This window comes from Sphingobium lactosutens DS20, assembly GCF_000445105.1.
In the GTDB taxonomy this organism is placed as follows: domain Bacteria; phylum Pseudomonadota; class Alphaproteobacteria; order Sphingomonadales; family Sphingomonadaceae; genus Sphingobium; species Sphingobium lactosutens.
Window position 1 is genome coordinate 116,614 of record NZ_ATDP01000107.1, and the last position, 26,993, is coordinate 143,606.

General features: G+C 64.9%; 34 protein-coding genes. 33 read left to right on the forward strand and 1 reads right to left on the reverse strand.

The features are described from left to right. Positions 1 to 17: 17 nt before the first annotated feature. Complete coding sequence (locus RLDS_RS50745) at positions 18 to 1,121, forward strand: hypothetical protein (protein WP_031298967.1); 1,104 nt, start codon at positions 18 to 20, stop codon at positions 1,119 to 1,121. Continuing rightward, the gene (locus tag RLDS_RS50750; protein ID WP_021228125.1) at positions 1,121 to 1,627 is read left to right on the forward strand and encodes a hypothetical protein; all 507 of its coding nucleotides are present in this window, start codon (positions 1,121 to 1,123) and stop codon (positions 1,625 to 1,627) included. The genes RLDS_RS50745 and RLDS_RS50750 overlap by 1 nt, the downstream gene beginning before the upstream one ends. 39 nt (positions 1,628 to 1,666) lie before the next feature. Here RLDS_RS50750 and RLDS_RS57060 read toward each other — a convergent pair whose 3' ends face one another. Further along, positions 1,667 to 1,999 carry a hypothetical protein gene (locus tag RLDS_RS57060; RefSeq protein ID WP_021228126.1) on the reverse strand — a complete coding sequence of 111 codons (333 nt, stop codon included), beginning with the start codon at positions 1,997 to 1,999 and terminating at the stop codon, positions 1,667 to 1,669. Positions 2,000 to 2,358: 359 nt separating this feature from the next. On the opposite strand from RLDS_RS57060, the gene RLDS_RS50755 reads away from it, so the two are divergent. From RLDS_RS50755 to RLDS_RS50895, 31 genes are all read left to right on the forward strand, one after another. Next, positions 2,359 to 2,679 (forward strand): DUF736 domain-containing protein, encoded by a 321-nt coding sequence (locus tag RLDS_RS50755; RefSeq protein WP_021228127.1) that lies wholly within the window; start codon positions 2,359 to 2,361, stop codon positions 2,677 to 2,679. Positions 2,680 to 2,748: 69 nt separating this feature from the next. Further along, positions 2,749 to 3,057, forward strand: a complete 309-nt coding sequence (locus RLDS_RS50760) for a hypothetical protein (protein ID WP_021228128.1) — start codon at positions 2,749 to 2,751, stop codon at positions 3,055 to 3,057. Positions 3,058 to 3,461: 404 nt separating this feature from the next. Beyond that, the gene (locus tag RLDS_RS56585) at positions 3,462 to 3,626 is read left to right on the forward strand and encodes a hypothetical protein (RefSeq protein WP_021228129.1); all 165 of its coding nucleotides are present in this window, start codon (positions 3,462 to 3,464) and stop codon (positions 3,624 to 3,626) included. A gap of 142 nt (positions 3,627 to 3,768) precedes the next feature. Further along, positions 3,769 to 4,218: a hypothetical protein gene (locus RLDS_RS50765; protein WP_021228131.1), complete on the forward strand. Its 450-nt coding sequence runs from the start codon at positions 3,769 to 3,771 to the stop codon at positions 4,216 to 4,218. A gap of 427 nt (positions 4,219 to 4,645) precedes the next feature. Continuing rightward, positions 4,646 to 4,966, forward strand: coding sequence for a DUF736 domain-containing protein (locus RLDS_RS50770; RefSeq protein WP_021228132.1), 321 nt, complete (start codon positions 4,646 to 4,648; stop codon positions 4,964 to 4,966). Between the two features lie 270 nt (positions 4,967 to 5,236). After that, positions 5,237 to 5,446 (forward strand): transcriptional regulator domain-containing protein, encoded by a 210-nt coding sequence (locus tag RLDS_RS57065; RefSeq protein WP_228226848.1) that lies wholly within the window; start codon positions 5,237 to 5,239, stop codon positions 5,444 to 5,446. 37 nt (positions 5,447 to 5,483) lie between these two features. Further along, positions 5,484 to 6,008: a DUF2285 domain-containing protein gene (locus RLDS_RS50780; protein WP_021228134.1), complete on the forward strand. Its 525-nt coding sequence runs from the start codon at positions 5,484 to 5,486 to the stop codon at positions 6,006 to 6,008. A gap of 125 nt (positions 6,009 to 6,133) precedes the next feature. Continuing rightward, positions 6,134 to 6,397: a helix-turn-helix transcriptional regulator gene (locus RLDS_RS50785; protein ID WP_021228135.1), complete on the forward strand. Its 264-nt coding sequence runs from the start codon at positions 6,134 to 6,136 to the stop codon at positions 6,395 to 6,397. 4 nt (positions 6,398 to 6,401) lie between these two features. Next, a complete protein-coding gene (locus RLDS_RS50790; RefSeq protein WP_021228136.1) occupies positions 6,402 to 7,280 on the forward strand; it encodes a replication initiator protein A in 879 nt (292 codons plus the stop codon). 227 nt (positions 7,281 to 7,507) lie between these two features. Beyond that, the gene (locus RLDS_RS50795) at positions 7,508 to 8,278 is read left to right on the forward strand and encodes a DNA-methyltransferase (protein WP_021228137.1); all 771 of its coding nucleotides are present in this window, start codon (positions 7,508 to 7,510) and stop codon (positions 8,276 to 8,278) included. Further along, positions 8,275 to 8,793 (forward strand): DUF2840 domain-containing protein, encoded by a 519-nt coding sequence (locus RLDS_RS50800; RefSeq protein WP_021228138.1) that lies wholly within the window; start codon positions 8,275 to 8,277, stop codon positions 8,791 to 8,793. Before RLDS_RS50795 ends, RLDS_RS50800 begins: the two co-directional genes overlap by 4 nt. Next, entirely contained in the window at positions 8,790 to 9,389 is a 600-nt protein-coding gene (locus RLDS_RS0128955; RefSeq protein WP_031298977.1) for a S26 family signal peptidase, read from the forward strand. Before RLDS_RS50800 ends, RLDS_RS0128955 begins: the two co-directional genes overlap by 4 nt. Then, positions 9,380 to 9,712, forward strand: coding sequence for a DUF736 domain-containing protein (locus RLDS_RS50805; protein ID WP_021228139.1), 333 nt, complete (start codon positions 9,380 to 9,382; stop codon positions 9,710 to 9,712). Before RLDS_RS0128955 ends, RLDS_RS50805 begins: the two co-directional genes overlap by 10 nt. A 3-nt stretch (positions 9,713 to 9,715) precedes the next feature. Then, entirely contained in the window at positions 9,716 to 10,453 is a 738-nt protein-coding gene (locus RLDS_RS50810; RefSeq protein WP_021228140.1) for a lytic transglycosylase domain-containing protein, read from the forward strand. Between the two features lie 244 nt (positions 10,454 to 10,697). Further along, positions 10,698 to 12,461 carry a relaxase/mobilization nuclease domain-containing protein gene (locus RLDS_RS50815; RefSeq protein ID WP_031298980.1) on the forward strand — a complete coding sequence of 588 codons (1,764 nt, stop codon included), beginning with the start codon at positions 10,698 to 10,700 and terminating at the stop codon, positions 12,459 to 12,461. 85 nt (positions 12,462 to 12,546) lie between these two features. Further along, on the forward strand, positions 12,547 to 14,583 hold the full coding sequence (locus RLDS_RS50820; RefSeq protein WP_021228142.1) for a conjugal transfer protein TraG: 2,037 nt from the start codon (positions 12,547 to 12,549) through the stop codon (positions 14,581 to 14,583). Continuing rightward, complete coding sequence (locus RLDS_RS50825; RefSeq protein ID WP_021228143.1) at positions 14,580 to 14,999, forward strand: ribbon-helix-helix protein, CopG family; 420 nt, start codon at positions 14,580 to 14,582, stop codon at positions 14,997 to 14,999. Before RLDS_RS50820 ends, RLDS_RS50825 begins: the two co-directional genes overlap by 4 nt. A gap of 142 nt (positions 15,000 to 15,141) precedes the next feature. Beyond that, positions 15,142 to 15,375 carry an EexN family lipoprotein gene (locus RLDS_RS50830; protein WP_021228144.1) on the forward strand — a complete coding sequence of 78 codons (234 nt, stop codon included), beginning with the start codon at positions 15,142 to 15,144 and terminating at the stop codon, positions 15,373 to 15,375. 95 nt (positions 15,376 to 15,470) lie between these two features. After that, positions 15,471 to 15,929 carry an SRPBCC domain-containing protein gene (locus RLDS_RS50835; protein WP_021228145.1) on the forward strand — a complete coding sequence of 153 codons (459 nt, stop codon included), beginning with the start codon at positions 15,471 to 15,473 and terminating at the stop codon, positions 15,927 to 15,929. A gap of 60 nt (positions 15,930 to 15,989) precedes the next feature. Next, positions 15,990 to 16,973: a HEPN domain-containing protein gene (locus RLDS_RS50840; RefSeq protein ID WP_021228146.1), complete on the forward strand. Its 984-nt coding sequence runs from the start codon at positions 15,990 to 15,992 to the stop codon at positions 16,971 to 16,973. Between the two features lie 190 nt (positions 16,974 to 17,163). Then, positions 17,164 to 18,150 carry a P-type conjugative transfer ATPase TrbB gene (gene trbB / locus RLDS_RS50845; protein WP_021228147.1) on the forward strand — a complete coding sequence of 329 codons (987 nt, stop codon included), beginning with the start codon at positions 17,164 to 17,166 and terminating at the stop codon, positions 18,148 to 18,150. Next, positions 18,147 to 18,482 (forward strand): TrbC/VirB2 family protein, encoded by a 336-nt coding sequence (locus RLDS_RS50850; protein WP_021228148.1) that lies wholly within the window; start codon positions 18,147 to 18,149, stop codon positions 18,480 to 18,482. The genes trbB and RLDS_RS50850 overlap by 4 nt, the downstream gene beginning before the upstream one ends. Further along, positions 18,482 to 18,754 (forward strand): VirB3 family type IV secretion system protein, encoded by a 273-nt coding sequence (locus RLDS_RS50855; RefSeq protein ID WP_021228149.1) that lies wholly within the window; start codon positions 18,482 to 18,484, stop codon positions 18,752 to 18,754. The genes RLDS_RS50850 and RLDS_RS50855 overlap by 1 nt, the downstream gene beginning before the upstream one ends. Continuing rightward, positions 18,751 to 21,222: a conjugal transfer protein TrbE gene (gene trbE / locus RLDS_RS50860; protein WP_021228150.1), complete on the forward strand. Its 2,472-nt coding sequence runs from the start codon at positions 18,751 to 18,753 to the stop codon at positions 21,220 to 21,222. Before RLDS_RS50855 ends, trbE begins: the two co-directional genes overlap by 4 nt. Beyond that, positions 21,222 to 21,941 (forward strand): P-type conjugative transfer protein TrbJ, encoded by a 720-nt coding sequence (trbJ, locus tag RLDS_RS50865; RefSeq protein WP_021228151.1) that lies wholly within the window; start codon positions 21,222 to 21,224, stop codon positions 21,939 to 21,941. Before trbE ends, trbJ begins: the two co-directional genes overlap by 1 nt. Beyond that, positions 21,938 to 22,180 carry a putative entry exclusion protein TrbK-alt gene (trbK-alt, locus tag RLDS_RS50870; protein ID WP_021228152.1) on the forward strand — a complete coding sequence of 81 codons (243 nt, stop codon included), beginning with the start codon at positions 21,938 to 21,940 and terminating at the stop codon, positions 22,178 to 22,180. Before trbJ ends, trbK-alt begins: the two co-directional genes overlap by 4 nt. Next, complete coding sequence (gene trbL, locus RLDS_RS50875; RefSeq protein WP_021228153.1) at positions 22,177 to 23,466, forward strand: P-type conjugative transfer protein TrbL; 1,290 nt, start codon at positions 22,177 to 22,179, stop codon at positions 23,464 to 23,466. Before trbK-alt ends, trbL begins: the two co-directional genes overlap by 4 nt. A 3-nt stretch (positions 23,467 to 23,469) precedes the next feature. Next, on the forward strand, positions 23,470 to 24,153 hold the full coding sequence (gene trbF / locus RLDS_RS50880; RefSeq protein WP_021228154.1) for a conjugal transfer protein TrbF: 684 nt from the start codon (positions 23,470 to 23,472) through the stop codon (positions 24,151 to 24,153). Next, positions 24,150 to 25,142 (forward strand): P-type conjugative transfer protein TrbG, encoded by a 993-nt coding sequence (trbG, locus tag RLDS_RS50885; RefSeq protein ID WP_021228155.1) that lies wholly within the window; start codon positions 24,150 to 24,152, stop codon positions 25,140 to 25,142. Before trbF ends, trbG begins: the two co-directional genes overlap by 4 nt. Next, positions 25,139 to 25,879 carry a hypothetical protein gene (locus tag RLDS_RS56745; protein WP_021228156.1) on the forward strand — a complete coding sequence of 247 codons (741 nt, stop codon included), beginning with the start codon at positions 25,139 to 25,141 and terminating at the stop codon, positions 25,877 to 25,879. The genes trbG and RLDS_RS56745 overlap by 4 nt, the downstream gene beginning before the upstream one ends. Next, complete coding sequence (locus RLDS_RS50895; protein ID WP_021228157.1) at positions 25,869 to 26,909, forward strand: IS110 family RNA-guided transposase; 1,041 nt, start codon at positions 25,869 to 25,871, stop codon at positions 26,907 to 26,909. The genes RLDS_RS56745 and RLDS_RS50895 overlap by 11 nt, the downstream gene beginning before the upstream one ends. Positions 26,910 to 26,993 lie beyond the last annotated feature (84 nt).

Below are 26,993 nucleotides of genomic sequence, written 5' to 3' on the forward strand. Positions count from 1 at the left end.
GTTCCGGAGCATCGCCATTGAGCGATCCGCAAGAAGGCGACCCGATGTTCGTCTTGACCGAACTTGAAGGACCGGACGGCGGACCGCCACGCACGATCGCATTTGCCAATGCTGAAGTGCAGCCGCTCGACTTTGCAGCCTTGCGCGATGCCCGCCTCGATCAACCCATCACCATCCCGCTTAACTGCCGTAATGGCACGCTAGTCGAATCGACGGTTGAAGGGAGGGTGCCGGGCCAAGTCATCAACATCGCGACAACTCTCGACAGCCCTTTCACCTCCTGCGCGATCGGTCTTGTCAAAGGCGGGTGGCTGCCATCGGCCTTTGCCGTCACCCGACGGAATACCACGATGCTGGTCGATCGGAACGTCGTCACCCAGATCGTTGGCAGGTTCGAAAACGGACGACGGCGCCGCGAACAACGGGATTTCCTAGACTTGTTCGCTGACCAGCCCATCCGCATCAATCCTCTACTCTTCGTGATGGAGGGCAATCGCCGGTCCACTCCCACTCCGACCGAAGCTGAGGGGCAGATGCAGGAGGTGGCGGCCAAATTGCGCGTGGCGCTGCCCAAGGCCGAGATCACCGTTGGTCCGGAGCATCTGAAGGGCGCGCTTGGTCTCATCGAGGATTCCCGTGCCTCCCTGGAGAACAAGCAGCGTTTTCTATGTCACCTCGCGCCATTGCTGGTGTCGCCGGTTGCGCGGGCCAATGTCGAAGCCCGATGGAATGACATTATTGCAGCCGCCGACCTTCACGGTGTGCCGCGGCAATCCATCACCGTGCTGACAGCCCTCAGCGCCGTTGCCGTTCCCAATGGCAAGAGCCCGGCCAAACGCCTGTTGAAATTCCGGAACGGCTATACCGAAGCCGATGCCTATAATGCGCTCGCTGACCTCCGGGCCATCGAACTGTTCATCGCGATGCTCAGCTGTTTCCCCGACGAAGCCATTCAGCTTTGCACCGCGGACAAGAATCTGGCCCTGCTCTGGGTAGGGATTCAGGCATCGAACTTTGCCCGCGTCGGGGCAGGCTTTACCTATGACATGACGCCCGTCGACGACCTTTTCCCGGGAAACACGGGATTGGCCTGGAAAACCATCCTGGAGGGGAGGGATTGATGTTCTGTCCTTTGGCTATCGATTGGGGAAATGCGGCCGATTGGGCTTCGGCGATTGCGAGCACTAGCGCCGTCGTTGCGGCCCTGTGGATAGCCTTCGGCCAGGAGCGCAACGCGCACAGGCTCCGGAAATTGGCACGGAATGAAGAGCATGAGCGCAAGGCGCATCTGATTGCCGAAGTGATCCGACTATCTGGAGAGATCGAAGCAGTCGCTATCTCTGGCTCGAATTTGGTCAATCTTGGTGGACAAGATCTGTCGTCACAACGGGACGACATCGAGGGGTTGCGTTCGAAATTGCGCGCGCTTCAGCAATTTCCGCAATCCGATCCCCGCATATTTGGGGAAATTGGGCGCATCATCCATGCCAGCGAAATGCCATTCGATGTTTCGACGGCTAGCACCTCCTATCAGGGGATCATCCTGCGCGATCTTGCCGGCAGAATGGCGGAGCGTCGCGACGCGCTTGCGAAGCTGCTGTCGTCATTGACTTTGCATCCCGAATGACGGTCCCGTCACCGACAAATCTACTTCAGATTTTGCGCGCTAATGCAGCGTGGAATCGGACTCCAGTGTGATCGTGACGGCATTCCTGACGATAAACCAGAGAGCCAGCTCGTCGAGGTCGCGGGCCGCCATCAGGTCATCGATCTTGGCCTGGAGAACGGCAGCGACATCATCGCCATGCTCCGCGATCAGCTCGCGCGCCATGTGAAACGCTTTGGCTTCATCGACAGGTTCCATTCTGCCAGTGTAATCGCCCTCGATCGACCGCGCCACGCAGCAGGTAGCCGGGGTAACGCGATTGCCGAACGGATCGCCGCCGAATGCGGGGAAGTGCGGATGGGCAATCTCACGAGTGTCGTCACAAGCAGGCATTTGGCTCCGGCCTGTGAGGATATCGCGCCGACACTCCCCATTGCCGATCAACGGCTGAGGACATCCCACCGGCATCCGCTTGGCATGCGGACGTGAAAATCGAGGGTGGCACTTCTGGCGAGGATGGCGGGGCCGCCCATGTGCCATAGTTCACGGAGGGCCAGAAGCCATGTGACGCAACGTCTCCGGCTGACCTGTGACCAACCCCTTTTCTGTCGCCTGAATACGATCCTCGGCCGCCTCATGCCGTCAACCCCGTGAAGGGGTTCCCCTCCGCGTGCGCTGCGGTGACGTCGGCATCCGGGCTCTCCTTTGGCCGCCATCGGGGATGGTCCCCGATCATCCGAAGGAGTTTGAACATGGCCACTATCGCTAACCTCACCGTGAAGTCCGACGGCAGCATGGAGGGCACGCTCGCGACCCTCACCGTCACGGCGCCGATCTCGATCATCCGCAACGGTCGCAAGACCAAGGAAAACGAGCCCGACTGGCGGGTCGTCAGCCGCAAGAATGGCTTCGAGCTGGGTGCCGGCTGGGACCGCTTCTCGCAGAACACCGGCGCCGAATACACCTCGCTGTCGCTGTCCGCCCCCGAATTTGGCACCATCTACGCCAATATCGCCAATGCTCCGGGCGACGATCCTTCGAAGAAGGTCGCGATCTGGAACCCGCCGGCCTGACTCGCCGGCATCGGCCCCGCCCTCGGGCGGGGCCACTTTTTTACCCTCTTGGAAATCGAGGAGAGGCTCATGAGCCGTCATCCGGTCACCGTCCGCTCGGCAGATGCGACCGACACCGACGCGACCATCGGTTACGATCCGCCGATGCGCACCTATTTTCTTCAGGCGTTTGAGGATCCAAAGTCAGACGATCCGGGTCTATGGCTCGGCACCCGGCTTGAGGAATATCCCGATCTTGCGGGGCTGGTCGCAGCCGCGGGCGCTAAGGGCTATACGCTTGATGGCCTGACCGACGGGGTCATCGCCGATATGGCGCGGGAAGCCGCTATCCCGTCGCGGCCATCGCTGGCTGAACGCTGCGGCTGGCCGCTACGCTGAATACTCTTTTGTACCGGGGCGGGCACCGCTCGCTCCGGTTTTGCAAGGTTCACATACGACCCTTCCGATCGTCATATCCCTGCGCTTGTTCAATCTCCCGACATGGCCGGCGCCAATCCAGACAGGATATGGAGATCGATCCGCCGAGGCGAGATTCCAGGCGATCGATCGGGCGGCGACACGGCAGTCAACCTCTCCCAGGATCGGAAGGCCACACCCGCTCTAGTGAGGCGCTGATCCCTATGGCCGAAACCCGGCCTCCTTCAATCAACCCGTAAAGGGTCCGCTACGCTGCGCGTGCGGCCGCTTGGGCAAGCCGGCGCGGTGATTGCGGCCAGGCCCCGTCCGCCGGAGCACCTGTCGAGCGGGGATGGCCTCCGCTCCTTCCGACAGGAGTTGATGTCATGCCACTCAGGACCGCCCAATCGCTCGCCTGGAATCTCGCGCGCACGCTGATGACCGTCATCGTCCTCATCCGGACCGACAAAGGCTACGCCGTGATGCCTTGGGAAGAATTCGACGGCAATCCTGCCCAGGTGGTGCAGGAATATGATCCGTTCCCATCGTGATCGAAGCGACGAACTCGCTCTTTCGGCGAAACATTTTCGTGTTTCGCGCCGCACGAAGCGGCGTTATCCTGCTCACGCACGATAGCGCTGTGGAGGTGGTGGCGGGCGCGTCCGACGATCATTCGTCTTGGAAGGACGCTCTATGACTATCTTCCTCGTTCTCGGCCTGTTTGCCGGCCTCTACATGCTCTGGCTTCTCTTCAGTCTCGCGGTCTATGCGCTGCCAGTGGCGACCGGGATTTCCCTCGCATTCTGGATGCACGATCACGGCCATGGCTATCCCGCCGCGATCCTTGGCGGATTCGTCAGCGGCGTCGCGGTGCTGGTCGCGGGTCAGTTACTGTTCGCCTATGTCCGCTCACCGTTGATTCGGCTCGGCATCGCACTCCTGTTCGTGGTGCCCGCCGGGATTGCGGGCTACCATGCCGTCTATGGCATCGCTGGACTGGCTATTGACCCGGGTATCATCTTGTCGCTGCTGAGCTGGGTCGGCGCAGTCATGATCGCCGGCACCGCCTGGATGCGGCTCGCAGGCGAAGCGGTCGCGGGACCGGCCTCACAAAGCACAGCCGGGACGTCGACCTCTTCCTAGCCCTTATCGGCCGCGTCATTGCACGACTGGGCGCTGAGGCTCCGGTGGGATGGGGGGATTCACCAGGATGTAGGCGATGGACGTATCCGGCCCTGACGGGTTGATCGGAAAAGAGCCCACCCGGAATCGCCGAAACCTGCCGCAGTGGTCATCGCCAACACTGCCCCTTCGTCATCCGCTGCCAAAACGGCCTCGTGTCGATGCGCTTATTTGCCGTCAGGGACGCTGACGCTCTCCCGGCTTGCCGCAACGGCTTGGCCCAAACTTTCTTCCCCCGGCGTGCCGCCGTTCCTCGCGCACCAAGAAAGCCCCGCCCAAGCCGTCCTCCGCTTTGCTGCGGGCCTTCGGCTGCAGCGCCGGTCGCCTGCCGGCCTGACCAGCGCATCGAGGCCGCAATGGCGCGGCTCGACTGAGAAGGAACGGCATCATGGCAAAGATCGGCAGCTTCAAGAAGGTTTCGGGCGAACTCCGGGGCCAGATCACCACCCTCACGCTTCAGGCCCAGTCGGTTCGCATCGTCGCCGATGAACAAGCCAGCGGCAACGCCCCCAGCCACCGCGTCTATATCGGCGACTCCGTCGAAATCGGCGCTGGCTGGAGCAAGCGGACCAACGATGACCGCCATTATCTCTCGCTGAAACTCGACGATCCGAGCTTCGTCGCTCCCATCTTCGCCCAGCTCTTCGACGGCGAGAATGGTGAACACGATCTCGTCTGGACCCGCCCGGCACGCCGCGACCGCGATTGAAGCCGGTCGGCCCGCCTGGTTCGCCGGGCGGGCCATTCCAGACCGGACGGGTGCGCTACGGAGGCGGAAACCCCAACGACAGCGATCTTCACGGTTCGCGCGGAAGACGAAGAAGGCCGGCAGCCTCCGGACACAATCCGAGTTTATCGCGGGCGACACCGATGAGGACTCCCCCTTTTGGGGGAGGCCTATCCCCCATTTCGGGAATGCCGCCAACCCTGGCGACGCGCCAAATTCGCTTCCCTTCCAACGGGTTCGCGGGTGCAGGTCATGCCAAGAAAACTCGATACCGAGCGCCAGGCTCTCGATTTCGCCGGTTTCGCGCAAGAGTTTCTGCGTCGCAATCCGACATATCGATCGCAATATGAGATGGTCATGCGCGGCCCCGAAGGCGATCGAGCAACTCCCGGGCGCGAGACGATGGCCCGGTTCTGGGGGTTGGACTTTCCCATGTGCCCCGGATCGATCGGCTGCGGTTGAACCGGCCATCTGGCTTGCCGCCCTATCGCCCACAACGGTGGTCCTCGACACGGCCGATCCTGATTTGGGCATCGCCACCTCGGTCACTCTCGACGATTGGCCGCTGATCCTCGTCGACCGCCACCTTTCGAACGGCCGCCACCTCGTCCTTGCAGACACCGACGGCCTGCATCGTCTGTGGCTGCGCGACACGTCGCCCGGGCGCCCGCTTGCCTATGTGATCGCGAAGGATGCGAGCCTCGATCTGCGCCTCGCCGCCGTCCGGCGACTCGATCGGCGCCTTGCCGGCGCGCCACCCGCGAAGTTGCCGCGCGGCTTCATGCCCACCGCCTTCCAGCGGCACCGACTATCGCTGCTCCTCGATATCATCGACATGGCGAAGGACCGGGAATATCCCGAGGCCACCACCTACGACATCGCGCGCGCACTCCTGTACGTCGACATGGGTGTCGGTCGCGGCACCGATTGGAAAACGTCGTCGGAACGCCGCCGCACCCAGCGTCTGATGGAGGAAGCGTTTGCGTTGCGCGATGGTGGCTATCGCACCTTGCTACGCGGCTGAGATCAGGTGCGACAAAAATCGGACGCTAAAAACAGCCGCTCCACCGCGCCGATCCTTATTCGCCAATGTCCCTCCATGCTGTCCGCGGCCGCCTTCTGCCGCCGCCGACGCGATGGAGGACGATCATGCCCGAATCGGCGGACACGACTGCAACCCGCTTTCTGAAGACGCCCGATGCTGCGCTTCGGCTCGGGCTTAGCCCGCGCACGCTGGAGAAGCATCGCTGCTACGGCACCGGTCCTGCCTTTCATAAGCTGGGCGGCCGCGTGGTCTATTCGGTCGAAGCGCTCGACGCCTGGGTCGCACAGGGTCTTCGCAACTCGACCTCCGATCCGGGACCAGGCGCCTGCCTTCCGGCGAAACGCTCCGCCAGCCCGATTCGGCGCTGAGCTGATGGCACCCGCCAATATCCATCGCGCGGATGGCGAGCGCCTCCAGCTCGACCTGTTCCGGTCGGTCCCGGGCGACGTCGCGCCCCGCGATGCGCAGGATCTGATGGCCTGGCCTTTCTTCAGCCTCGCCAAGTCGCGGCGCACCGCGCCGATCGAGTTCCGCATGGGCGAGACCTGGATTTCGGTCGAGGCGGTGCCCGAACATGGCATGGCCACAATCTGGGATGCGGACATCCTGATCTGGGCCGCGAGTCAGCTCGTCGAGGCGCGCGATGCGCGGCGCCCGACCTCGCGGCTCCTGGCGACGACGCCGCACGAAATCCTGACCTTCGTCGGACGCGGCACCGGCCGCGACAATTACGAACGCCTCAAGGCCGCGCTCGATCGGCTCCAATCGACCACGGTCGCAACCTCGATCCGCCAGCATCACCAGCGCCGGCGTCACCGCTTCTCATGGATCAATGAATGGCAGGAACTGACCGACGATACCGGTCGCGCGCTCGGCATCCAACTCATCCTGCCTGATTGGTTCTATGCGGGCGTGCTCGACCGTGCGCTCGTCCTGACGATCGACCGCGCTTATTTCGACCTGACCGGCGGGCTGGAGCGCTGGCTGTACCGGATCGTGCGCAAGCATGGTGGCCGTCAACAAGGCGGCTGGAGCTTCGATGTCGCGCATCTCCATCTGAAATCAGGCGCGCTCTCGCCATTGAAGCGCTTTGCCTTCGAACTGCGCGACATCGTGCGCCGCCAGCCTTTGCCCGGATATCGCCTTGCGATCGGCTCGGATCATGGCCGCGAACGCCTGGCCTTCGCTCCTCTGCCGGTCGATCCGTTCGACGCCGCCATGCGCCGCGTCCGGATCAAGGCGCGTGGATAAGCGACGATGACGCTCGTCCTATCAGGAACCGCCAGAGTCGTCCGATCAGGAACCGCGGAGTCGTCCTATCGGGAACCCAAACTCCTCGTAACCTCCAGAAATAAAACAGCGATTCCGGCTCCCTCTAACCATGCTAATAGAGAAGAATCCTTCGGATTCTTGCTAACGCACCGCGCGCCTGTGGATATCGCGGTCGCGTTTCGGACAGCGCGCCGCCGGAGGGTGCCATGACGGTGCTGATCGGCGACTGCCGCGCCATCATGCCCGATCATGCGCCGTTCGACATGATCCTCGCCGATCCGCCCTATGGCGACACGGCGCTCGGCTGGGATCGCCGCGTCGAAGGCTGGCTCGCGCTTGCGCAACAAAGCCTGCGCCAATCCGGCTCGCTCTGGTTGTTCGGGTCGCTACGCAGCTTCCTGACGATCGCGGCCGAGCTGCGCGCCGCGGGCTTTCGCTATGCGCAGGAAGTTGTGTGGGAAAAGCAGAACGGCAGCGCCTTCCACGCCAATCGTTTCAAGCGTGTCCACGAGCTGATAGTTCAATTCTATCATTCGGATGCGCGCTGGGACGGCATTTACAACGACGTCCAGACCACGCCCGACGCGGCCGCGCGGACGGTGCGGCGCAAAATGCGGCCGCCCCATACGGGTCAGATTGAGCGCGGATATTATGTCAGCGAAGATGGCGGCCCGCGCCTGATGCGCTCGGTCATCTTCGCGCGCAATTGTCATGGTCGCGCGATCCATCCGACCGAGAAGCCGCTCGGCCTGATCGAAATCCTGATCCGAACGAGCTGTCCGCCCGGCGGCCTGATCGGCGACTGGTTCGCCGGTTCAGGCGTCGCCGGTGAAGCCGCCCGCGCGACGGGTCGCCGCTATATCGGCTGCGAGATCGACGCCCAGATGGCCGCTCGCGCCAACGCGCGGATCGCTGCTGCGCTGCCGCTGGGTAGCCCGCTGCCCAAATCCATCCCCCCTTCCGGAGATACACCATGAACCACCCGCCCACCGGCGCGGCGGCGATGCCCCGCCACACGCCGTCGCCGCGCGACGCGATGACCGACGTCGAACTGATCTGGATCGAGAAGCGTCTCGAACACTGGATTCGCTTCGGGCGCGTCGCGGCCGAGCGGATCATGACCCGCAAGACGCGCGTGGTTTCGTTCAGGCCCGACGCTGTGTTCGCGTTCGCCCGCTGGGTGGCGAACGACTATGGCACGGTCCATTCGCGGATCGATATCCTGCGCGCCGTGCGATCGGGCGAGGCCTATACGACCGTGCCGTTCGTGCGGCCTGGCGGCGAACTCTATCTGTCAATCCAGGGCTGGGCGAAGGTCCGCGCCGTGCTGGCTGCGATCGATGCGGTGGAGGCCGTCGGCGTCGATCCGTGTGATGCCGCCCCCGACCATTGGCGCCACGTCCACAACCGGCTGAGCATCGGCGAGCGCCCCCGCCCCTATACCGCAGAACGCCATGCGGCGTGGCTCAAGCGCAAGGCGATCGAGTCATGATCCGCATCGGCTATGCGCTCCTGACGCCAATCGTTGCCGGCGTCTTCGGTGGCCTGTTCATCGTCATTGCCGTGCTCGCGCCGCATCCTCGGCTCATCTGGAACGCAAGCGCCAGCGAGCCGATCGGCCTCTACCGCGTCGTTGCGGTCGAACAGCCAGCCGTCGGCGACCTTGTCGCAATCCGACCGCCAGCGCATCTCGCCCGCTTCCTTGCCGAGCGCCATTATCTCCCGGTCGACGTGCCGCTCCTGAAGCAGATCGCCGCTGGTCCCGGCGCGCGCATCTGCCGTCGCGGAAGCATCGTGACGGTCGACGGCCTGCAAAAGGTCGTGGCGCGGTCGCGCGATCGTCTCGGCCGCGCCCTGCCGACATGGCAGGGCTGCCGGATCGTCGGGAAACGCGAACTGTTCCTGCTCGCCAGCGCGCCGGACAGCATGGACGGCCGCTATTTCGGACCGATCCCAGCCAGCGGATTGCTCGGCCGAGCCTCCCCGATCCTCACGCGCGATGCGCCCGGCCAGCCGCTCCGCTGGCGCGGTCTGCGCGCCGCGCCTGCTTCCCCCGCTCACTGCAAAGGAGACTCGTCATGCAAATAGGTCGCTTTCGTGAGGTCGGTTCCGGCTATGCCGGCCGTCTTCAAACTCTCGCGCTCGATGTTCCGCTGCGACTGGTGCCGGCGCAGCCCGGCAAGGAGAAAGCGCCGGACTGGCGCGTCCATCTCGACGACAATGGGGATGGGCCGGAGATCGGTTCGGGTTGGACTCATGAACGCGACGGCGGCGGCAGCTTCATCGCGCTGCAGATCGATTGCCCGACGCTCGCTCGCCCTTTGCGCGCCAATCTCGTGCCGGCGCGCGGCGAAGCGGATGCCCATGTCCTGCTCTGGTCGCGACCGGCGCGCAGCAAGCGGGGGGAATGAGCTATGTCTCGTCATCTCCGTCGCCGCGCAATCCGCTTTGCATTTTCCCTGCTGATCGCAGGCTACGCGACTGCCGCCTTTCCGGTCGCGTGCAGCGCCCAGAATGTCGCGCCGCGTGCCTCTGCCCTCCATCCCTACGCCGCTCATGTCGGCGAGGCGTCCGCCCGGTTCGGCCTCCCAGAGGATCTGATCTGGGCGGTGATGCGGGCCGAAAGCGCCGGCAATCCGCGCGCTTTATCGCCCGCCGGAGCGATGGGGCTGATGCAGATCATGCCGGCGACATGGCGCGGACTGACTGCCCGACATGGGCTTGGCACTGATGCATTCGAGGTCCGCGCGAACATCCTGGCCGGTGCCGCCTATCTGCGCGCGATGTTCGATCGCTATGGCGATCTGACCTCGATGCTCGCCGCCTATAATGCGGGACCACGGCGCGTCGACGACTGGCGGGCGGGCGGGCGATCGCTACCCCCCGAGACCGTCGCCTATGTCGCACGCATCGCACCGGCAATGGGCGTATCGAGCGTCACTTCGTCCGCTCGACCTGCTGCCGTCCTACCGGATTGGCGCAGCGCGATGCTGTTCACGGCGCGCAGTGATGGGGCTTCCGAGCGCACTGCCGCTGCACAGGACGCGCCGCCGACGCGCATCGCGATGACGGCACCGGCGCCTCGCTCCGCCGCTTCGCCTGCTGGCTCGAACGCGCTGTTCGTCCCGCTTTCCGGTCAGGTCGCGCGATGAGCGGTGCTGGCGTCATTTGGCGTGTTGTGGCGGGCGGGACGCTAGCTCGGCGTAGGGGACGAGCTGGCTGGGAGGATGAAGGCAGGTCATCGCAAGATAAAAGGCGTGTCGGACATCGACACTTATGTGGTTGTGCAGGCTTGGTTTCTTCGTCCGACCGCCGCGCACGCTGTCCGACAGCGGACGGTCATAGTCGCGATATTGCGTGTCGCGCGTGTCGGACACGCTCCCGATCGGCCTCATGATGAGCCGGGACGACGATAATTTCCGGGTGCGGCCGGGAAGGAGCAGCGACCGGGGAGCCGGCTCGGGGCGCAAGGCCAAGAGCCTCGCGGCTCAGGTCAAACGAGCGGCGGGACGATCCGGCTATACCCGCTCGCTGGCCCGCAGCAGCGGCCGCAAATCCGGACGCCGCGGACAGGGCGCGCGCGGCCGCGGTCGCAATGCCATGCTCAGGATCCACCGCCCGGCGAACGCCAGGCGCGTGGTGGTGATGGCGCGCGTGGTACGACATCAGGGCGCCCGGTTCCGCGCCGCGCCGCTTGGCCGGCACCTTTCCTATCTGAAGCGCGACGGCGTGACCAAGGACGGACGCGACGCCAGCCTGTTCGACGCCCGATCGGACCGCGCCGACGGTGATGCCTTTGCCGAGCGCTGCGCCGACGATCGCCATCATTTCCGCTTCATCGTCTCGCCTGAGGACGCGAGCCAGATGGACGACCTCCACGCCTACACGCGCGAGCTGATGCAGGACATGGCCCGCGATCTCGGCATCGAGCTTGACTGGGTGGCGGTCGATCATTGGAACACCGACAATCCCCATATCCATGTGCTGGTGCGCGGGCGGGCCGACGATGGGAGCGATCTCGTCATCGACCGCGACTATACCCGCGAAGGGGTGCGGGCCCGCGCCGAGGAGCGCGTCACGCTGGAACTCGGCCCGCGCAGCGAGCGCGACATCCGCGCTGCGCTCGTACGCGAGGTCGAAGCCGACCGCTGGACCAGCCTCGACCAGCGCCTCCGCGACAGAACCGATGAGGTCGCTGGCACGGTCGACCTGCGGCCGGGCGGTGCGGATGACGACGACACCCGCCGCCTCTTGTGCGGTCGCGCCGACAAGCTGGAACGGTTGGGGCTCGCGGAAGAAACGGCGCCGGGGATCTGGCGTATCCGCGCCGGCACGGAACAGACGCTTCGCGATCTCGCCATCCGCACCGACATCATCAAGACGATGCACCGTGCGATGAGCGATAGCGGACGCGCACCTGACCTCGACGCCTTCGCGCTTCACGACGCGGCACCAAACGGGCCGATTGTTGGCCGGCTTGTCGATCGCGGCCTCCACGACGAACTGGCGGGCTCCGCCTATGCCGTGATCGACGGCGCGGACGGGCGCACGCATCATATCCGCTTCGACGATCTCGACATGACCGGCGACGCCCGGCCAGGCGCGATCGTCGAGGTGCGACGCTGGCAGGACGGCAAGGGTAAGGACCGGCTCTCGCTCGCGACCCGCTCGGATCTTCCGCTGCGCGAGCAGATCACCGCACCCGGCGCCACCTGGCTCGATCGCCAGCTCGTCGCGCGTGAGCCTGTCGCGACCGGCAACGGGTTCGGCATCGAGATCCGCGATGCGATGGACGCGCGGTCGCGCGAACTCGAATCCGCCGGCCTCGCGCGGCGCCAAGGCAAGGGCTTCCGCTTCGAGCGTGACCTGATCGAGACGCTGCGCGCGCGGGAAATGGCTCACGAAACCGATGCGATTGCCGCGCGTACCGGCCTTGCCCACCGGCCATCGGCCGAAGGCGACTATGTGAGCGGCGTCTATCGCGAGCGGGTGACGTTGGCGTCGGGGCGGTTCGCGATGATCGACGATGGGCTCGGCTTCCACCTCGTGCCCTGGCGCCCCGCGCTCGACCAGCATCTCGGCCAGCATATCAACGGCACGATGGGGCGTGGCGGCAGCGTTGATTGGGCGCTCGGTCGTGGCCGGGGTCTCGGGCTGTGAGCCCGCGTCCGCTTCATCCCGCCAACGGATGCTCCGCATCGCGCACGCGGGAAGCTCTCTCATTCGCTTCCAGAAAGGTCGACCCATGAACGCTACCCGGATTCTTTGGGCGCAGGTCATCGCCGTCTTCATGATCGTGCTGGCCGCGATCTGGACAGCGACTCAATGGACCGCCCAGGCTCTCGCCTATCAGCCCGAACTCGGAAACCCCTGGTTCCAGGTCGCCGGCTATCCCGTCTATTATCCGCCGGCCTTCTTCTGGTGGTGGTTCAGCTTCGATGCCTATGCGCCCGCTGTTTTTGTGACAGGCGGCTATATCGCGGCATCGGGTGGGATCCTCTCGGTGATCGTTGCGATCGCCATGTCGGTCTGGCGCGCGCGCGAGGCGAAACGGGCGGAGACCTTCGGTTCGGCACGCTGGGCTAGCGAAAAGGAGATCACGCGCGCGCGCCTGTTCAGCGAGGACGGCGTGGTGCTCGGCTGCCATGGTCCGCGCTATCTTCGCCATGACGGCCCGGAGCATGTCCTCTGCTTTGCCCCGACCCGGAGCGGCAAGGGTGTGGGCCTGGTCCTCCCGACCTTGCTCACCTGGCCCGGCTCGGCGATCGTCCACGACATCAAGGGCGAGAACTGGCAACTCACCGCGGGCTTTCGCGCGCGGCACGGTCGCGTGCTGCTCTTCGATCCGACCAATGCCTTGTCCGCCGCCTACAATCCGTTGCTCGAGGTGCGCAAAGGCGAATGGGAGGTGCGCGACGTCCAGAACGTCGCCGACGTGCTGGTCGACCCCGAAGGGAGCCTAGAAAAGCGCAACCATTGGGAAAAAACCAGCCATGCGCTGCTGGTCGGCGCGATCCTTCACGTCCTTTATGCCGAGGAGAACAAGACGTTGGCCGGCGTCGCGGCCTTCCTCTCCGATCCCAAACGGCCGATCGAAACGACGCTCCGCGCGATGATGACCACGCCGCATCTGGGCGAAGCCGGCGTCCATCCCGTCGTCGCGTCGGCCGCGCGCGAGCTGCTCAACAAATCGGACAATGAGCGATCGGGCGTGCTGTCGACCGCCATGTCGTTCCTCGGCCTCTACCGCGATCCCGTAATCGCTCAGGTGACGCGCGCCTGCGACTGGCGCATCCGGGATCTGGTCGACAGCGCAGGGCCGGTCTCACTCTATCTGGTCGTGCCGCCTTCCGACATCAGCCGGACCAAGCCGCTCATCCGGCTGATCCTCAACCAGATCGGGCGGCGGCTGACCGAGGAGTTGACGGCGAAGGGCAAGCAACATCGGCTGCTCATCATGCTTGACGAGTTCCCGGCCCTCGGCCGGCTCGACTTCTTCGAAAGCGCGCTCGCCTTTATGGCAGGATACGGCATCAAGAGCTTCTTAATCGCCCAGAGCCTCAACCAGATCGAGAAGGCGTATGGGCCGAACAACGCGATCCTCGACAACTGCCATGTGCGCGTGACCTTTGCTACCAACGACGACCGCACCGCCAAGCGTATTTCGGACGGGCTGGGCACCACCACCGAGATGCGCTCGATGAAGAATTATGCCGGCCATCGCCTCAGCCCCTGGCTCGGCCATCTGATGGTCTCCCGGCAGGAGTCCGCGCGTCAATTGCTGACCGTTGGCGAAATCATGCAGCTTCCCGAGCATGAAGAGATCGTGATGGTCGCGGGCATCCCGCCGATCCGGGCGGCCAAGGCACGCTACTATGCCGACCCGCGCTTCATGGCCCGCATCCTCCCGCCGCCGGCATCAAAACCACTTGAGGCTGCCCGGCGCCCGAAAGATGACTGGACGGCGCTCGCTCCGATAGCCGCGCCATCGCCGCCCGAATCCACGCCCGCCCCAAAAACCGAAGGCCCATCGGCCGAGAACGGATCAGAACCCGCGGGCGGTTCCGAAAGCGACACCGCCAACGCAGGCATCCGCCGCGAACCCGACCTCGGTGAGCATGAGGAGATCGCCCCGCCGGCAAAGGCGCCGGAGAAGGAGTTCGATTTCGACAATGACGATCCGGGCGACGACGCTGCCCGCGATCGGCGGCAGATCGACCGGAGCATGGCGCGCAATGCCCGTAATGCGTCGCTCGATCCCGATGACGGAATCGACCTGTGAGCGCGTCGCGGGAAAAGCACAGCTTCCGTCTGCCCGCCGAGTTGATGCGGCAGCTCGATGCAACCGCGCGCGCGCGGCAGGTATCGCGCGCGGCGATCGTCGAGGTGGCGCTCGCCTCCTATCTGTCACCTGACGGCGCCGAGCGGCTCGAAGCAGCCGTGACGCGGAGGCTCGACCGGCTAACCCGCCAGCTCGATCGCCTTGCCTGGCATCTCGACCTCTCCAACGAAACCCTCGCTCTGTTCATCCGCTTCTGGCTGAACAGCACGGTCCCGCTGCCAGACACCGCCCAGCGCGCGGCGCAGGCAATGGGCAAGGAACGGTGGGAGCGCTTTGTGGAATCGCTCACGCGCCGGATGGAATCCGGTCCGCGTCTGGGGAGCGAAATTTCGCGCGACGTTTCGGCCAGCGAGTGATCGGAGAAGTCAACGCCGCCCGGCGGATCGATGCGCGCGGCCCTCCCCCTTTTGTGTGAGGGCGAAGCCCTGAAAGGGCTGATAGGGATTGGTCGCTTGCCGTTTCCGGCTCGCATGTTTCCACTGGCGGGAGGAGTTTCTTATGCCGAAGATCCGGGCCTTTGCTGCGGCGCTCGCCGCTATTTTGGCGGTGGCCGGCTGCGCCAAACAGGAACCGCGCAGCAAGCAGTATTTTGACGCCCACCTCGACGAGGCGCGCCAGATTGTTGCGGGATGCAAGGAAGGTGCGACCCGCGGCGACGAATGCAACAATGCCGATCTGGCGGTGCAGGAGGCGGACGCAAAAGAGCGTCTTCGGCGCTTCTTTCGCAAATGATGCTGCTAACTGCGTAGCAGGCGCCCATCAGAGCCTGCGTCACATGACACTGCTAGGTTGGCTACGGCGCGCGCCTTGGCTACGACCATCCGATCATGAGCAGAGAGATTCACAGCGCCTCGCGCATCATCATCGCGACGCCCCGCGCAATCTTTCGCGCCCATATCGACCCGGAAGTGCTGGTCAAATGGCGGCCACCCCATGGAATGGAGGCACGGCTCCATGAATTCTCAGCGCGCCCCGGCGGCGGTTATCGGATGGAGCTGACCTGTGCGGATGGGGGCGGCAAGGGCAAATCGACCGCAAATAGCGACATTGTGCGCGTGCGCTTTGCCGAACTGATCCCCGACGATCGGATAGTCGAGGAGGCTGCGTTCGAAAGCGATGATCCTGCCAATGCCGGCACGATGACGCTCACCACGATCCTCGCGCCGGTCACCGGCGGCACCAAGGTGACGGTCACGGCCGAGAATGTGCCGGCAAGTATCAGCGAGGAGGATCATCGCAGCGGCATGGAGTCCAGTCTCCGAAACCTCGCCTTATTGCTCGAATAGACCGAAATCGCTGCAAATCCGGACGTGCATCGGGCAATCCCGGTTGCTAGGATGTTCCCAATGCGAACAGGCCTCGACCATCTTCCCGCGCACAAGCAACGCGAACTCGAACGGGTGGTGCAAATCATCTTCGAGGAATTCGAAAATGCGCTCGCGCTTGCGAAGCATCAGTGGAAGAAGCGGGGCCGGATCGACAAGATTGTCCTGTATGGAAGCTATGCGCGTGGTGGCTGGGTTGATGAGCCGCACACCGCAAAGGGCTATCAGTCCGATTTTGATCTGCTGATAATCGTCAACGACAAGCGCCTGACCGATCGCGTCGACTATTGGCTGGCGCTGGAAGATCGGCTGAACCGCGAACTGGGGATCACGAAGACGCTGCGCACCCCGGTCAACTTCATCGTCCATACGTTGCAGGAGGTGAATGACGGTCTCGCGCACGGGCGCTATTTCTTCATGGACGTCGCGCGCGACGGCCTCGCGCTCTACGAGTTCGACGATAGCGAGCTTCACAAGCCGAAGCCCAAGACAGCGGGCCAGGCGCTCGCCATGGCGCAGGAATATTATGAGGAGTGGTTCCCGAGCGCGATGAAGCGTTTCAAGGGCGCAAGATTCCATATGGAGATGGGCCATCTCAAGGACGCCGCGTTCGACCTCCACCAGACCACGGAACGGCTATACCATTGCGTCCTTCTGGTCGTGACCTTCTACACCCCGCACGTCCACAATATCGGCTTCCTTCGGACGCAGGCCGAGCGGCTCGATCGCCGTCTCTTCGATGCCTGGCCTCGGCAGACCAAGCCGGAGCAGGCCCTGTTCGAGAAATTGAAGGAAGCCTACGTCAAGGCGCGCTACTCGAAGCACTATCGCATTTCCGTCGAGCAGCTCGAATGGCTGGCCGGGCATATCGAGGAACTTGGCGCCGCCGTCCACACGATCTGCATCGAGCGCCTCGATCACCTCAAGGCCGACGTCGAACGCAAGCGGACAGGGCGATCGCAGCCGCACGGTCAGTCGAACTCAGAGGCTCAAGCGGGCAGTTGATTCGCCGCCTACGAGCGGCGTCGGGCAGGTGATTTCGCCGGGCCTTACGCTCCTTTGCTACGCCAACGCCTGTCTTTCTTCGCGCCACTGCGATTCGCGTAAATAGCTGTTGCCGCTGACCATTTCCTGCGTCTCTTACTCCTCCCCGTCGCGCTGACCGTCCTGGTCCGGTGCTGGAAACGGGGATGTCATGGCCAGCGAGCCTTACCGATCTGAAGCCTTGGTTCGCGGCGCGAAGATGCTCCGCACCGCGATGGGTGCGTCGATCGCCGCGTGGCTCGCCGACCCCCAGATCATCGAAGTGATGCTCAATCCCGACGGGCGGCTATGGGTCGACCGGCTCGGCGAAGGTATTTCCGACAGCGGCGCGACCCTGCCCCCCGCCGACGGTGAGCGGATCATTCGTCTCGTTGCCCATCATGTCGGCACCGAGGTCCATGCCCAAGCTCCCCGCGTTTCAGCCGAGCTACCGGAAACCGGCGAGCGCTTCGAGGGGCTGCTCCCTCCGGTCGTGACCGCGCCCGCCTTCGCGATCCGCAAGCCCGCGGTCGCGGTGTTCACCCTCGACGATTATGCCGATGTCGGCATCATGTCGCGGCTGCAGGCCGCAATGCTGCGCGAAGGCGTCGCGTCTCGCGCAAACATTCTCGTCGCGGGTGGCACCGGCACCGGCAAGACCACGCTCACCAACGCGCTGCTCGCCGAAATCGCCAAGACCGAGGATCGCGTGGTGCTGATCGAGGACACGCGCGAACTGCAATGCACGGCGCCCAACCTCGTCGCGATGCGCACCAAGGACGGCATCGCATCGCTTTCCGATCTCGTCCGCTCTTCGCTGCGCCTGCGTCCTGACCGGATACCGATCGGCGAGGTCCGCGGCGCCGAGGCGCTCGACCTTTTGAAGGCCTGGGGCACCGGCCATCCCGGCGGCGTCGGCACGATCCATGCCGGCAGCGCGATCGGCGCGCTCCGGCGCATGGAGCAACTGATCCAGGAAGCGGTGGTGACGGTGCCGCGGGCGCTCATCGCCGAGACCATCAACCTGATCGCCGTGCTGGTGCGCGATGGCGCCGGCCGCCGCCTCTCCGAGCTGGCGCGCGTCGACGGGCTCGATCCCGCGACCGGCGATTACCGCCTGATCTTCCTTCTCGACCCGAACCACGGAGACCTCTCATGATCGCAATTTCGCGGAGTCCTATCCGACGCCTGCTCCAGGGCAGCGCCGCCATCGCAATCAGCCTGTCGCTATTCGCCGGCCCGGCCTGGGCCTCAGGTTCCTCGATGCCGTGGGAGAGCCCGCTCAACTCGATCCTCCAGTCGATCGAAGGGCCTGTCGCCAAGATCATCGCGGTGATCATCATCATCGTCACGGGCCTGAGCCTCGCCTTCGGCGAAACTTCGGGTGGCTTCCGCCGGCTGATCCAGATCGTGTTCGGCCTGTCGATCGCCTTCGCCGCTTCGTCCTTCTTCCTCTCCTTTTTCAGCTTCAGCGGCGGGGCGCTGATCTGATGGGCGAGGCCGATCTCCTCCCCGCCGGCTATTTCGCGCCCGTGCATCGCGCGCTGAGCGAGCCGATCCTGCTCGGCGGGGCGCCGCGCTCGCTTGCCATCCTGACCGGGACGCTCGCAGGAGCGGTCGGTCTGGGACTGCGACTCTGGATCGCGGGCCTCGCCATCTGGGCGATCGGCCATGCGCTCGGGGTCTGGGCCGCCCGGCGCGATCCGCAATTCGTCGATGTCGCACGCCGCCACCTCAAATATCCGACCTGGGTGCGGCCATGATGTCATTGCGCGAATATCGCGATCACGCAGCGCACCTCGCCGACTTCCTGCCATGGGTCGCGCTGGTGGCGCCCGGCGTCGTGCTCAACAAGGACGGCTCGTTCCAGCGCACGGCGCGCTTCCGCGGTCCCGATCTCGACAGTTCGACGCCATCCGAACTGGTGGCGGTGACGGGGCGGCTCAACAACGCGCTCCGCCGCTTGGGATCGGGCTGGGCGGTGTTCGTCGAGGCGCAGCGCCTGCCCGCACTCGATTATCCCGAGTCCAGTTTTCCAGACGCCATCTCCGAGCTGGTCGATCTCGAGCGGCGAGAACAGTTTCGCGAGGAAGGCGCCCATTTCGAGAGCCGCTATTATCTGACCCTTCTCTGGATGCCGCCGGCCGAAGATGCCGCGCGTGCGGAAAGCTGGCTCTTTGAGGGCCGGTCGCGCGATGGCGTCGATGCCGGTGAACTGCTCAAGACCTTCATTGACCGCACCGACCGGCTGCTCCACCTGGTCGAAGGCTTCATGCCCGAGAGCGTCTGGCTCAATGACGGCGAGACGCTGAGCTATCTTTACAGCACCATTTCGACGCGGCGCCAGCGCGTCCGTTTGCCGGAGGTGCCGACCTATCTCGATGCTGTCCTCGCCGACGAACCGCTGACCGGCGGGCTCGAACCACGGCTCGGCGATCATCATCTGCGCACGCTCACCATCACCGGTCTGCCGAGCGTGACGTTCCCGGGCCTGCTCGACGATCTCAACGCGCTCGCCTTCTCCTATCGCTGGTCGACCCGCGCAATCATGCTCGACAAGACCGACGCGACCAAACTGCTGTCGAAAATCCGGCGCCAATGGTTCTCCAAGCGCAAGTCGGTCGCCGCGATCCTGAAGGAAGTGATGACCAACGAGGCGTCGGTGCTGACGGACAGCGATGCCGCCAACAAGGCGGCCGACGCCGATCTCGCATTGCAGGAATTGGGGGCTGACGCAGCGGGAATTGCTTATGTCACCGCGACGGTGACGGTGTGGGACAAGGATCCCGCGCTCGCGGCCGAGAAGCTGCGCCAGATCGAGAAGGTCATTCAAGGCCGCGACTTCACCTGTATTGCAGAAGGCCTGAACGCGATCGAAGCCTGGCTCGGCAGCCTGCCGGGGCAGGTTTATGCCAATGTCCGGCAACCGCCGGTCTCCACTCTCAATCTCGCCCACATGATCCCCCTATCCGCCGTGTGGGCGGGGGCGGAACGGGACGAACATTTCGGCCAGCCCGCCTTGTTCCATGCAAGGACCGAAGGTTCGACCCCATTCCGCTTTTCCCTTCATGTCGGCGATGTCGGGCACACGCTCGTCGTCGGCCCAACGGGCGCGGGTAAATCGGTGCTGCTTGGCCTGATGGCGCTCCAATTCCGGCGCTATCCCGAAAGCCAGATCTTTGCTTTCGACTTCGGCGGTTCGATCCGCGCCGCCACGCTCGGCATGGGCGGCGACTGGGAGAATCTCGGGGACACGCTGGGCGATGATGCGGCTGATCTCGGCGTTGCGCTCCAGCCCCTCGCCCGGATCGACGAGACCGCCGAACGCGCCTGGGCGGCCGATTGGGTCGCCGCGATCTTGACCGGTGAAGGCATCGCCATCGATCCCGCCAGCAAGGAGCAGCTCTGGACGGCGCTGACCTCCCTCGCCTCCGCACCGGCGCCCGAACGCACGCTTACCGGCCTCGCCGTCCTGCTCCAGAACCAGTTCCTGAAGCAGGCGCTCGCGCCCTATTGCGTCGGCGGTGCCTGGGGCCGGCTGCTCGACGCCGAACATGAACATCTTGGAGCAGCTTCAGTTCAGGCGTTCGAGACGGAGGGGCTGGTCGGCTCGGCCGCCGCGCCCGCCGTGCTCGCTTATCTGTTCCACCGCATCGAAGGCCGGCTCGACGGCCGGCCGACACTCATCATCATCGACGAAGGCTGGCTCGCGCTCGACAGTCCCGCCTTCGCCGCGCAGTTGCGCGAATGGTTAAAGACGTTGCGCAAGAAAAATGCGAGCGTCATCTTCGCGACGCAGAGCCTCGCCGATATCGAGACGTCGGCGATCGCGCCCGCGATCATCGAAAGCTGCCCAACCCGCATCTTCCTGCCCAACGAGCGAGCTAGCGAGCCGCAGATCACGCGCGTCTATGAAAGATTTGGGCTCAACGCACGGCAAATCGAGATCCTCGCGCGCGCGACCCCCAAGCGGGATTATTATTGCCAGTCGCGGCGAGGCAACCGGCTCGTGGATCTCGGCCTGGGCGAAGTCGCGCTCGCGTTCGCCGCGGCCTCCTCGAAGACCGACCAGCGCCACATCACCGAATTGGTAGCTGAACAAGGCCAGGGCGGCTTCGCAGCCGCGTGGCTCCGACATCGCGGCCTGGGCTGGGCGGCGGATCTCATCACCGCCGCGCCGACCGCATCGGCCGATTTCCCCATCACCCAAGCCCGAAAGGAGAACCCCTGATGAAACTGTCTGCCCGGCACCGGCTGCTCGCCGGAGCCCTCACCCTGTGCACGCTTGCCATTGCAGTGCTGCCTGCACCGGCCTTCGCGCAATTCGGTCTCGGGGGGATCGTCTATGACCCGACCAACTATGCGCAGAATGTGCTGACCGCGGCGCGAACGCTCGAGCAGATCAACAATCAGATCCGCCAAATCCAGAACCAGGCGCAATCGCTGATCAACGAGGGAAAAAACCTCGCCAGCCTGCCGGTGTCGACCTTGTCCACACTGCAGAGCCAGGTCAACCAGACCCGGCAGCTGCTCTCCCAGGCGCAGCGCATCGCCTATAGCGTGCAGGACATCCAGCAGGCGTTCACCCAGCGCTATAATGGCGCGAACCTGACTGCATCGCAGGGCCAGATGGTCGCCAATGCCAATGCGCGCTGGCAGGACAGCGTTGGCGCCTATCAGGATGCCCTTCAGGTTCAGGCCGGCGTCGTCGGCAATATCGACGGTGCGCGCGGCTCGATCGACACGTTGGTCTCGGCCAGCCAGTCGGCGAGCGGCGCGCTTCAGGCGACGCAGGCCGGCAATCAGCTCCTCGCGCTGCAATCGCAGCAGCTTGCCGATCTGACCGCTGCGGTCGCAGCCCAAGGCCGGGCGCAAGCCCTCGATGCGGCCCGCAATGCCGCTGAGGAAGCCGAAGCGCGCGAGCGTCTCCGCCGCTTCTTCCGGCAATGACCAGCGCGGCGAAAATCGCCGGGGTCGGTTGTCTCGCCGGCCTCATGCTCGCGGCGATAGCGGGTATGGCGGCCCGGCAGCCCACGCCAAGCAACATTGCCGAGACACCCAGCCGGTCGGCGCCGGCGATCGCAAGCGACCAACTGGCGCGCTGCCGCACGCTCACCATGCCCGACGCAGGCTGCGAGGCGGCATGGGAGGCGGAGCGCCGCCGCTTCTTCCGGGATGAAAAACGATGAACGACACCGGCGTGATCGACGGCTTCCTGCAGGTCTATGGTCAATATATCGACAGCGGCTTTGGTCTGCTCGGCGGCGAGGTCGGGTTTCTGTCTTCGACCCTGATCGCGATCGACGTCACCATCGCGGGGCTGTTCTGGGCCTGGGGCGCGGATGAGGATGTGCTCCAGCGCCTCATCAAGAAGACGCTCTATATTGGCGTCTTCGCCTTCATCATCGGCAATTTCTCGAACCTCGCGACCCTATTGTTCGATAGCTTTGCCGGGCTCGGACTCAAGGCCAGCGGCGGGGCACTGGCGCTCGGCGATTTCATGAAGCCGGGCACGATCGCCGCGACCGGGCTCGATGCCGGCAAGCCGCTGACAGATGCGGTCTACAATCTTGCTGGCCCAATCGGGGTGTTCGTGAATTTCGCGCAGATTCTCATTCTGCTTCTCGCCTGGGTCATCGTCGTTCTCGCTTTCTTCGTCCTCGCGGTGCAAATCTTCATCACGATCATCGAGTTCAAACTGGTGACATTGGCCGGCTTCGTGCTGCTGCCGTTCGCCTTTTTCGGCCGCACTGCCTTCATGGCTGAGCGCGTGCTCGGCCATATCGTCTCGTCAGGAATCAAGGTGCTGGTGCTGGCCGTGATCACCGGCATTGGCACGACTTTGTTCAGCCAGTTCACCAACGCCAATCTCGGGGAAGCCCCCGACATCCAACAGGCCATGACGATCGCGCTTGCGGCGCTCACCTTGCTCGGGCTCGGCATCTTCGGTCCCGGCATCGCCAATGGCATCGTCACCGGCGGCCCGCAGCTCGGCGCGGGCGCCGCTGCCGGAACGGCGCTGGCCGCAGGCGCAACGGTAGCTGGAGGCGTCGCGGCCGTAGGGCTTGCAGGCGGCGCGGCGGCGGGCGCACTCGGCGGTGCAGCCTCGGGCAGTGCTCGCGCCGCAGGCGGCGCATCCGCCGCCTACAGCGCTGGCGCGGCCGGTAAGAGCGGCGGGGCGGCCGTTGCCGGGGGCCTCGGCAATATCGGCAAGAGCGCTGGCCATGCCGCGGTGTCACCACTGCGGAAAGCGGCCGCCTCGCTTCGGCAAAGCTTTGCCGCGGGTCAGGCGGGTGCAAGCAACAGCGCGGCGCCTGCCTCCACGGCGTCCGCCGACGACGGCCCGCCGGCCTGGGCCAAGGCGATGAAGCGCCGCCAGACCGTAACGCAGGGCGCATCGATCGCCAGCCACACGCTCAAAGCCGGTGACAGCCATGGCGGCGGTGCCGGTCCCGACATCTCGCAAAAGGATTGACGCATGTTTCGACGTCCCTCGACCCGCTATGGGCAGCGCCCTGAGCCCGTCACCCCCTATCAACGCGCCGCGCAGGTCTGGGATGATCGCATCGGTTCGGCCCGCGTCCAGGCGAAGAATTGGCGACTGGCCTTTTTCGGCTGCCTGGCCCTCTCGGGCGGCCTCGCTGGCGGGCTGGTCTGGCAGTCGGCGCGCGGCACGATCATCCCATGGGTCGTCCAGGTGGACAAGCTTGGCCAAGCGCAGGCGGTAGCGCCGGCCGACGCCGGCTATCAGCCGACCGATCCGCAGATCGCGTTTCACCTCGCGCGCTTAATCGAGAATGTCCGGGCGATTCCCGCCGATCCGATCGTGCTCAAGCAGGATTGGCTGCAGGCTTATGACTTCACCACCGACAGGGGCGCGGTCGCGCTCAACGACTATGCGCGCGCCAACGATCCGTTCGCCAACGTCGGCAAGGTCCAGGTCGCGGTCGATGTTTCCAGCGTGATCCGCGCATCCAAGGACAGCTTCCGCGTCGCCTGGACCGAGCGGCGCTATCAGGACGGCTCGCTTGCAGAGACCTCGCGCTGGTCAGCGATCCTGACCGTGGTGATCCAAACGCCGCGCACGCCGGACGGGCTGCGCCGAAACCCCCTCGGCGTCTTCGTCGATGCCCTCAACTGGTCGAAGGAACTCAGCCAATGACAAAATACGCAATAGCCGGGCAGTGCCGGCCTCTGCTCGCTTGCCTCGCAGCCGCGCCCTTGCTCAGCATAACCCCCACGCAAGCCGCGACGGCCGAAACTCCGGGCGCGCAACCGCCGCGCCCCGTTGAGATCGTCGCCGTGCCGGTTCCGCTCCCGCTTCCAGGGCAGTTGAAGCCCTTCCGCCAAGTGCGATCCGGAGCCGCGCCGTCCGATCCGAAGGAGGGCGTCACCCGGGCCAACGCCGCTGCCAGGGTCCAGCCCGAACGAAGTTCTTGGATGAACGCGATCCAGCAATATGCGTGGGCCGATGGCGCGCTCTATCAGGTCTACGCCGCCCCCGGCCAGGTGACCGACATCATGCTTCAGGAAGGCGAGGAACTCGTCGGCCCCGGTCCGGTCGCTGCCGGCGACACGGTGCGCTGGATTATCGGCGATACCGTGAGCGGGGTCGGTGCAGCAAGGCGCGTTCATATTCTGGTGAAGCCGACGCGTCCCGACCTCCTCACCAATCTCGTCATCAACACCGATCGCCGGACCTATCATCTCGAACTGCGTGCGACGTCGGCTACCTATATGGCGGCGGTTTCCTGGACCTATCCGCAGGATCAGTTGATCGCGCTGCGCGCCGCCAACGCGGAGGCGGTGAGGGCAATGCCGGTTGCGGGTGACATTGACCCTGCCGCGCTCGATTTTCGCTATCGGATTGACGGCGATCAACCCGCATGGCGCCCGGTGCGGGCATTCGATGACGGCCAGCAAGCCTTTATCGAGTTTCCCGATGGCATCGGCACGACCGATATGCCCCCGCTGTTCGCGCTCGGCAGCGACGGCAGCGCCGAGCTGATCAACTATCGGGTCCAAGGCCGGTATATGGTGGTCGACCGGCTATTTGGGACCGCCGAACTGCGGCTGGGAACGAAGAAAAACGCGCAGCGGGTACGAATCATCCGCGAAGGCGCCGGCCGTCGCCAGCGGGGGCGGTCATGAGCGCGGCAGAGAGCAACTCCGCGCCGTCGACCGGCCCGGAGATGGCGCCTCCGACCGAGACGGCGCCGGAGCCTCAGAGCGACCCGCTGGCGTTTCGTTTGCGCACCCCGCCACCGCGCGTCATGCGCCTGTCGCGCAAAATGCTGGCGTCAATCGGCATTGTCGCCGGACTCGGGATTGGCGGATCGCTGATCTATGCGCTCCAGCAGAAGCAACCCGCCGCCTCGGCGCAGAATGTCTACAGCGGCGACGGCCGCACCAAATCCGAAATCGTCACCTCGGCCCCGTCCGACTATTCGAAGGTGCCAAAGCTGGGACAACCGTTACCCGGCGATCTCGGCCGACCCATCCTTTCGGCACAGCAGAATGGCCAGGCGGTCCCGGTCCCGCCATTGGGGACCCAAGCGGGTCAGCCCGATCCTCGCATCGCCGCTGCGGAGCAGGCTCGCCAACGTCTGGCGCAGGAGCGGGATACCGCGCGCACCAGCCGCCTCTTTCTGGGCGGCGGGGACACCGCAACCGCGAACCCGGAAAACACTTTGGCGCAGCCGGGCTTGATGGCAGATGGTTCGAACCAGTTCGCGACGAGCGACACGACATCGTCGGCCGCAGCCGCCAACATGGCGGGGCAATCAGCGAAGCGGATGAGGTGGATGGCTCCCGCTCACGGCATCGAAGTGCCAAGATGGGTTTGCTGTCATGCAACCCGAGAAGGAGCCACCCGCCATGGAGATTAGCACGATCGGCCTCGATTTGGCCAAGAACGTTTTTCAGGTTCACGGTATCAGCGCGACCGGTGAGGTCATCATTCGCAAGGCGCTGCGACGATCGCAGATGCTGCAGTTCTTCGAGAAGCTGCCGCCGTGCCTGGTAGGCGCCGAGGCTTGCGGGACGTCGCATCACTGGGCGCGCGAACTGACCAAGCTGGGTCATGAGGTTCGGCTGATGCCGGCGGCTTACGTGAAGCCTTACGTAAAGCGCGGAAAGAACGACGCCGCCGATGCTGAGGCGATCTGCGAAGCGGTTACACGTCAGACGATGCGGTTCGTGCCCATCAAGTCGCGCGAGCAGCAGGCGGCATTGTCGCTGCACCGAGTGCGCCAGCTGTTGATCAAACAGCGCACGCAGCTGGTCAACATGATGCGCAGCGTGCTTGCCGAGCTGGGCACCGCCATCCCAGTAGGGATCGTGAAGGCACTGCATATGGCGCGGGAGATTGTCGACGGGGAGTCCACGCTCGACTTGCCGCCCGAAGCGGCGAACGTCGTCGCAATGCTGGCAGGGCAACTGCTCCAGCTTCACATCCAATTGCGCAAGCTCGACCTGCGTCTCGCCGCTCTGCAGCGCAGCGACGAGCGGGCTCGACGCCTGGCAACGATCCCTGGTATCGGACCGATCGGTGCGACTGCACTCGCCGCGTCGGTGACCGATCCAAGCCAGTTCTCGTCAGGGCGACAGTTTGCCGCCTGGCTAGGGCTGACCCCGCGACAGAGTTCGAGTGGCGGCAAGGAACGCTTGGGGCGCATTACCAAGATGGGCGACCGGTATCTGCGGCAGCTCCTGGTTGTCGGCGCAACCGCGCTCGTCCGATACGCCAAGCAGAAACCCAGCACGGTCGATCCGCGCTTCGTCGCGTTGCTCGCCAGGAAGCCCGCGCGTGTCGCCTCGGTCGCCATCGCCAACAAGATGGCGCGGATCGCATGGGCAGTCATGGCGCGCGGCGGCGTCTTCGAACGCGGGCATGCGCCGATGCTGGCTGCGGCATAGATTAAGAGCTTAGCTGCGGAGATCAGCTTCACGAAGTTGTGAGAGCGAAGGATGTGATGGCAAAACCGGTCGGACCGGGAACAA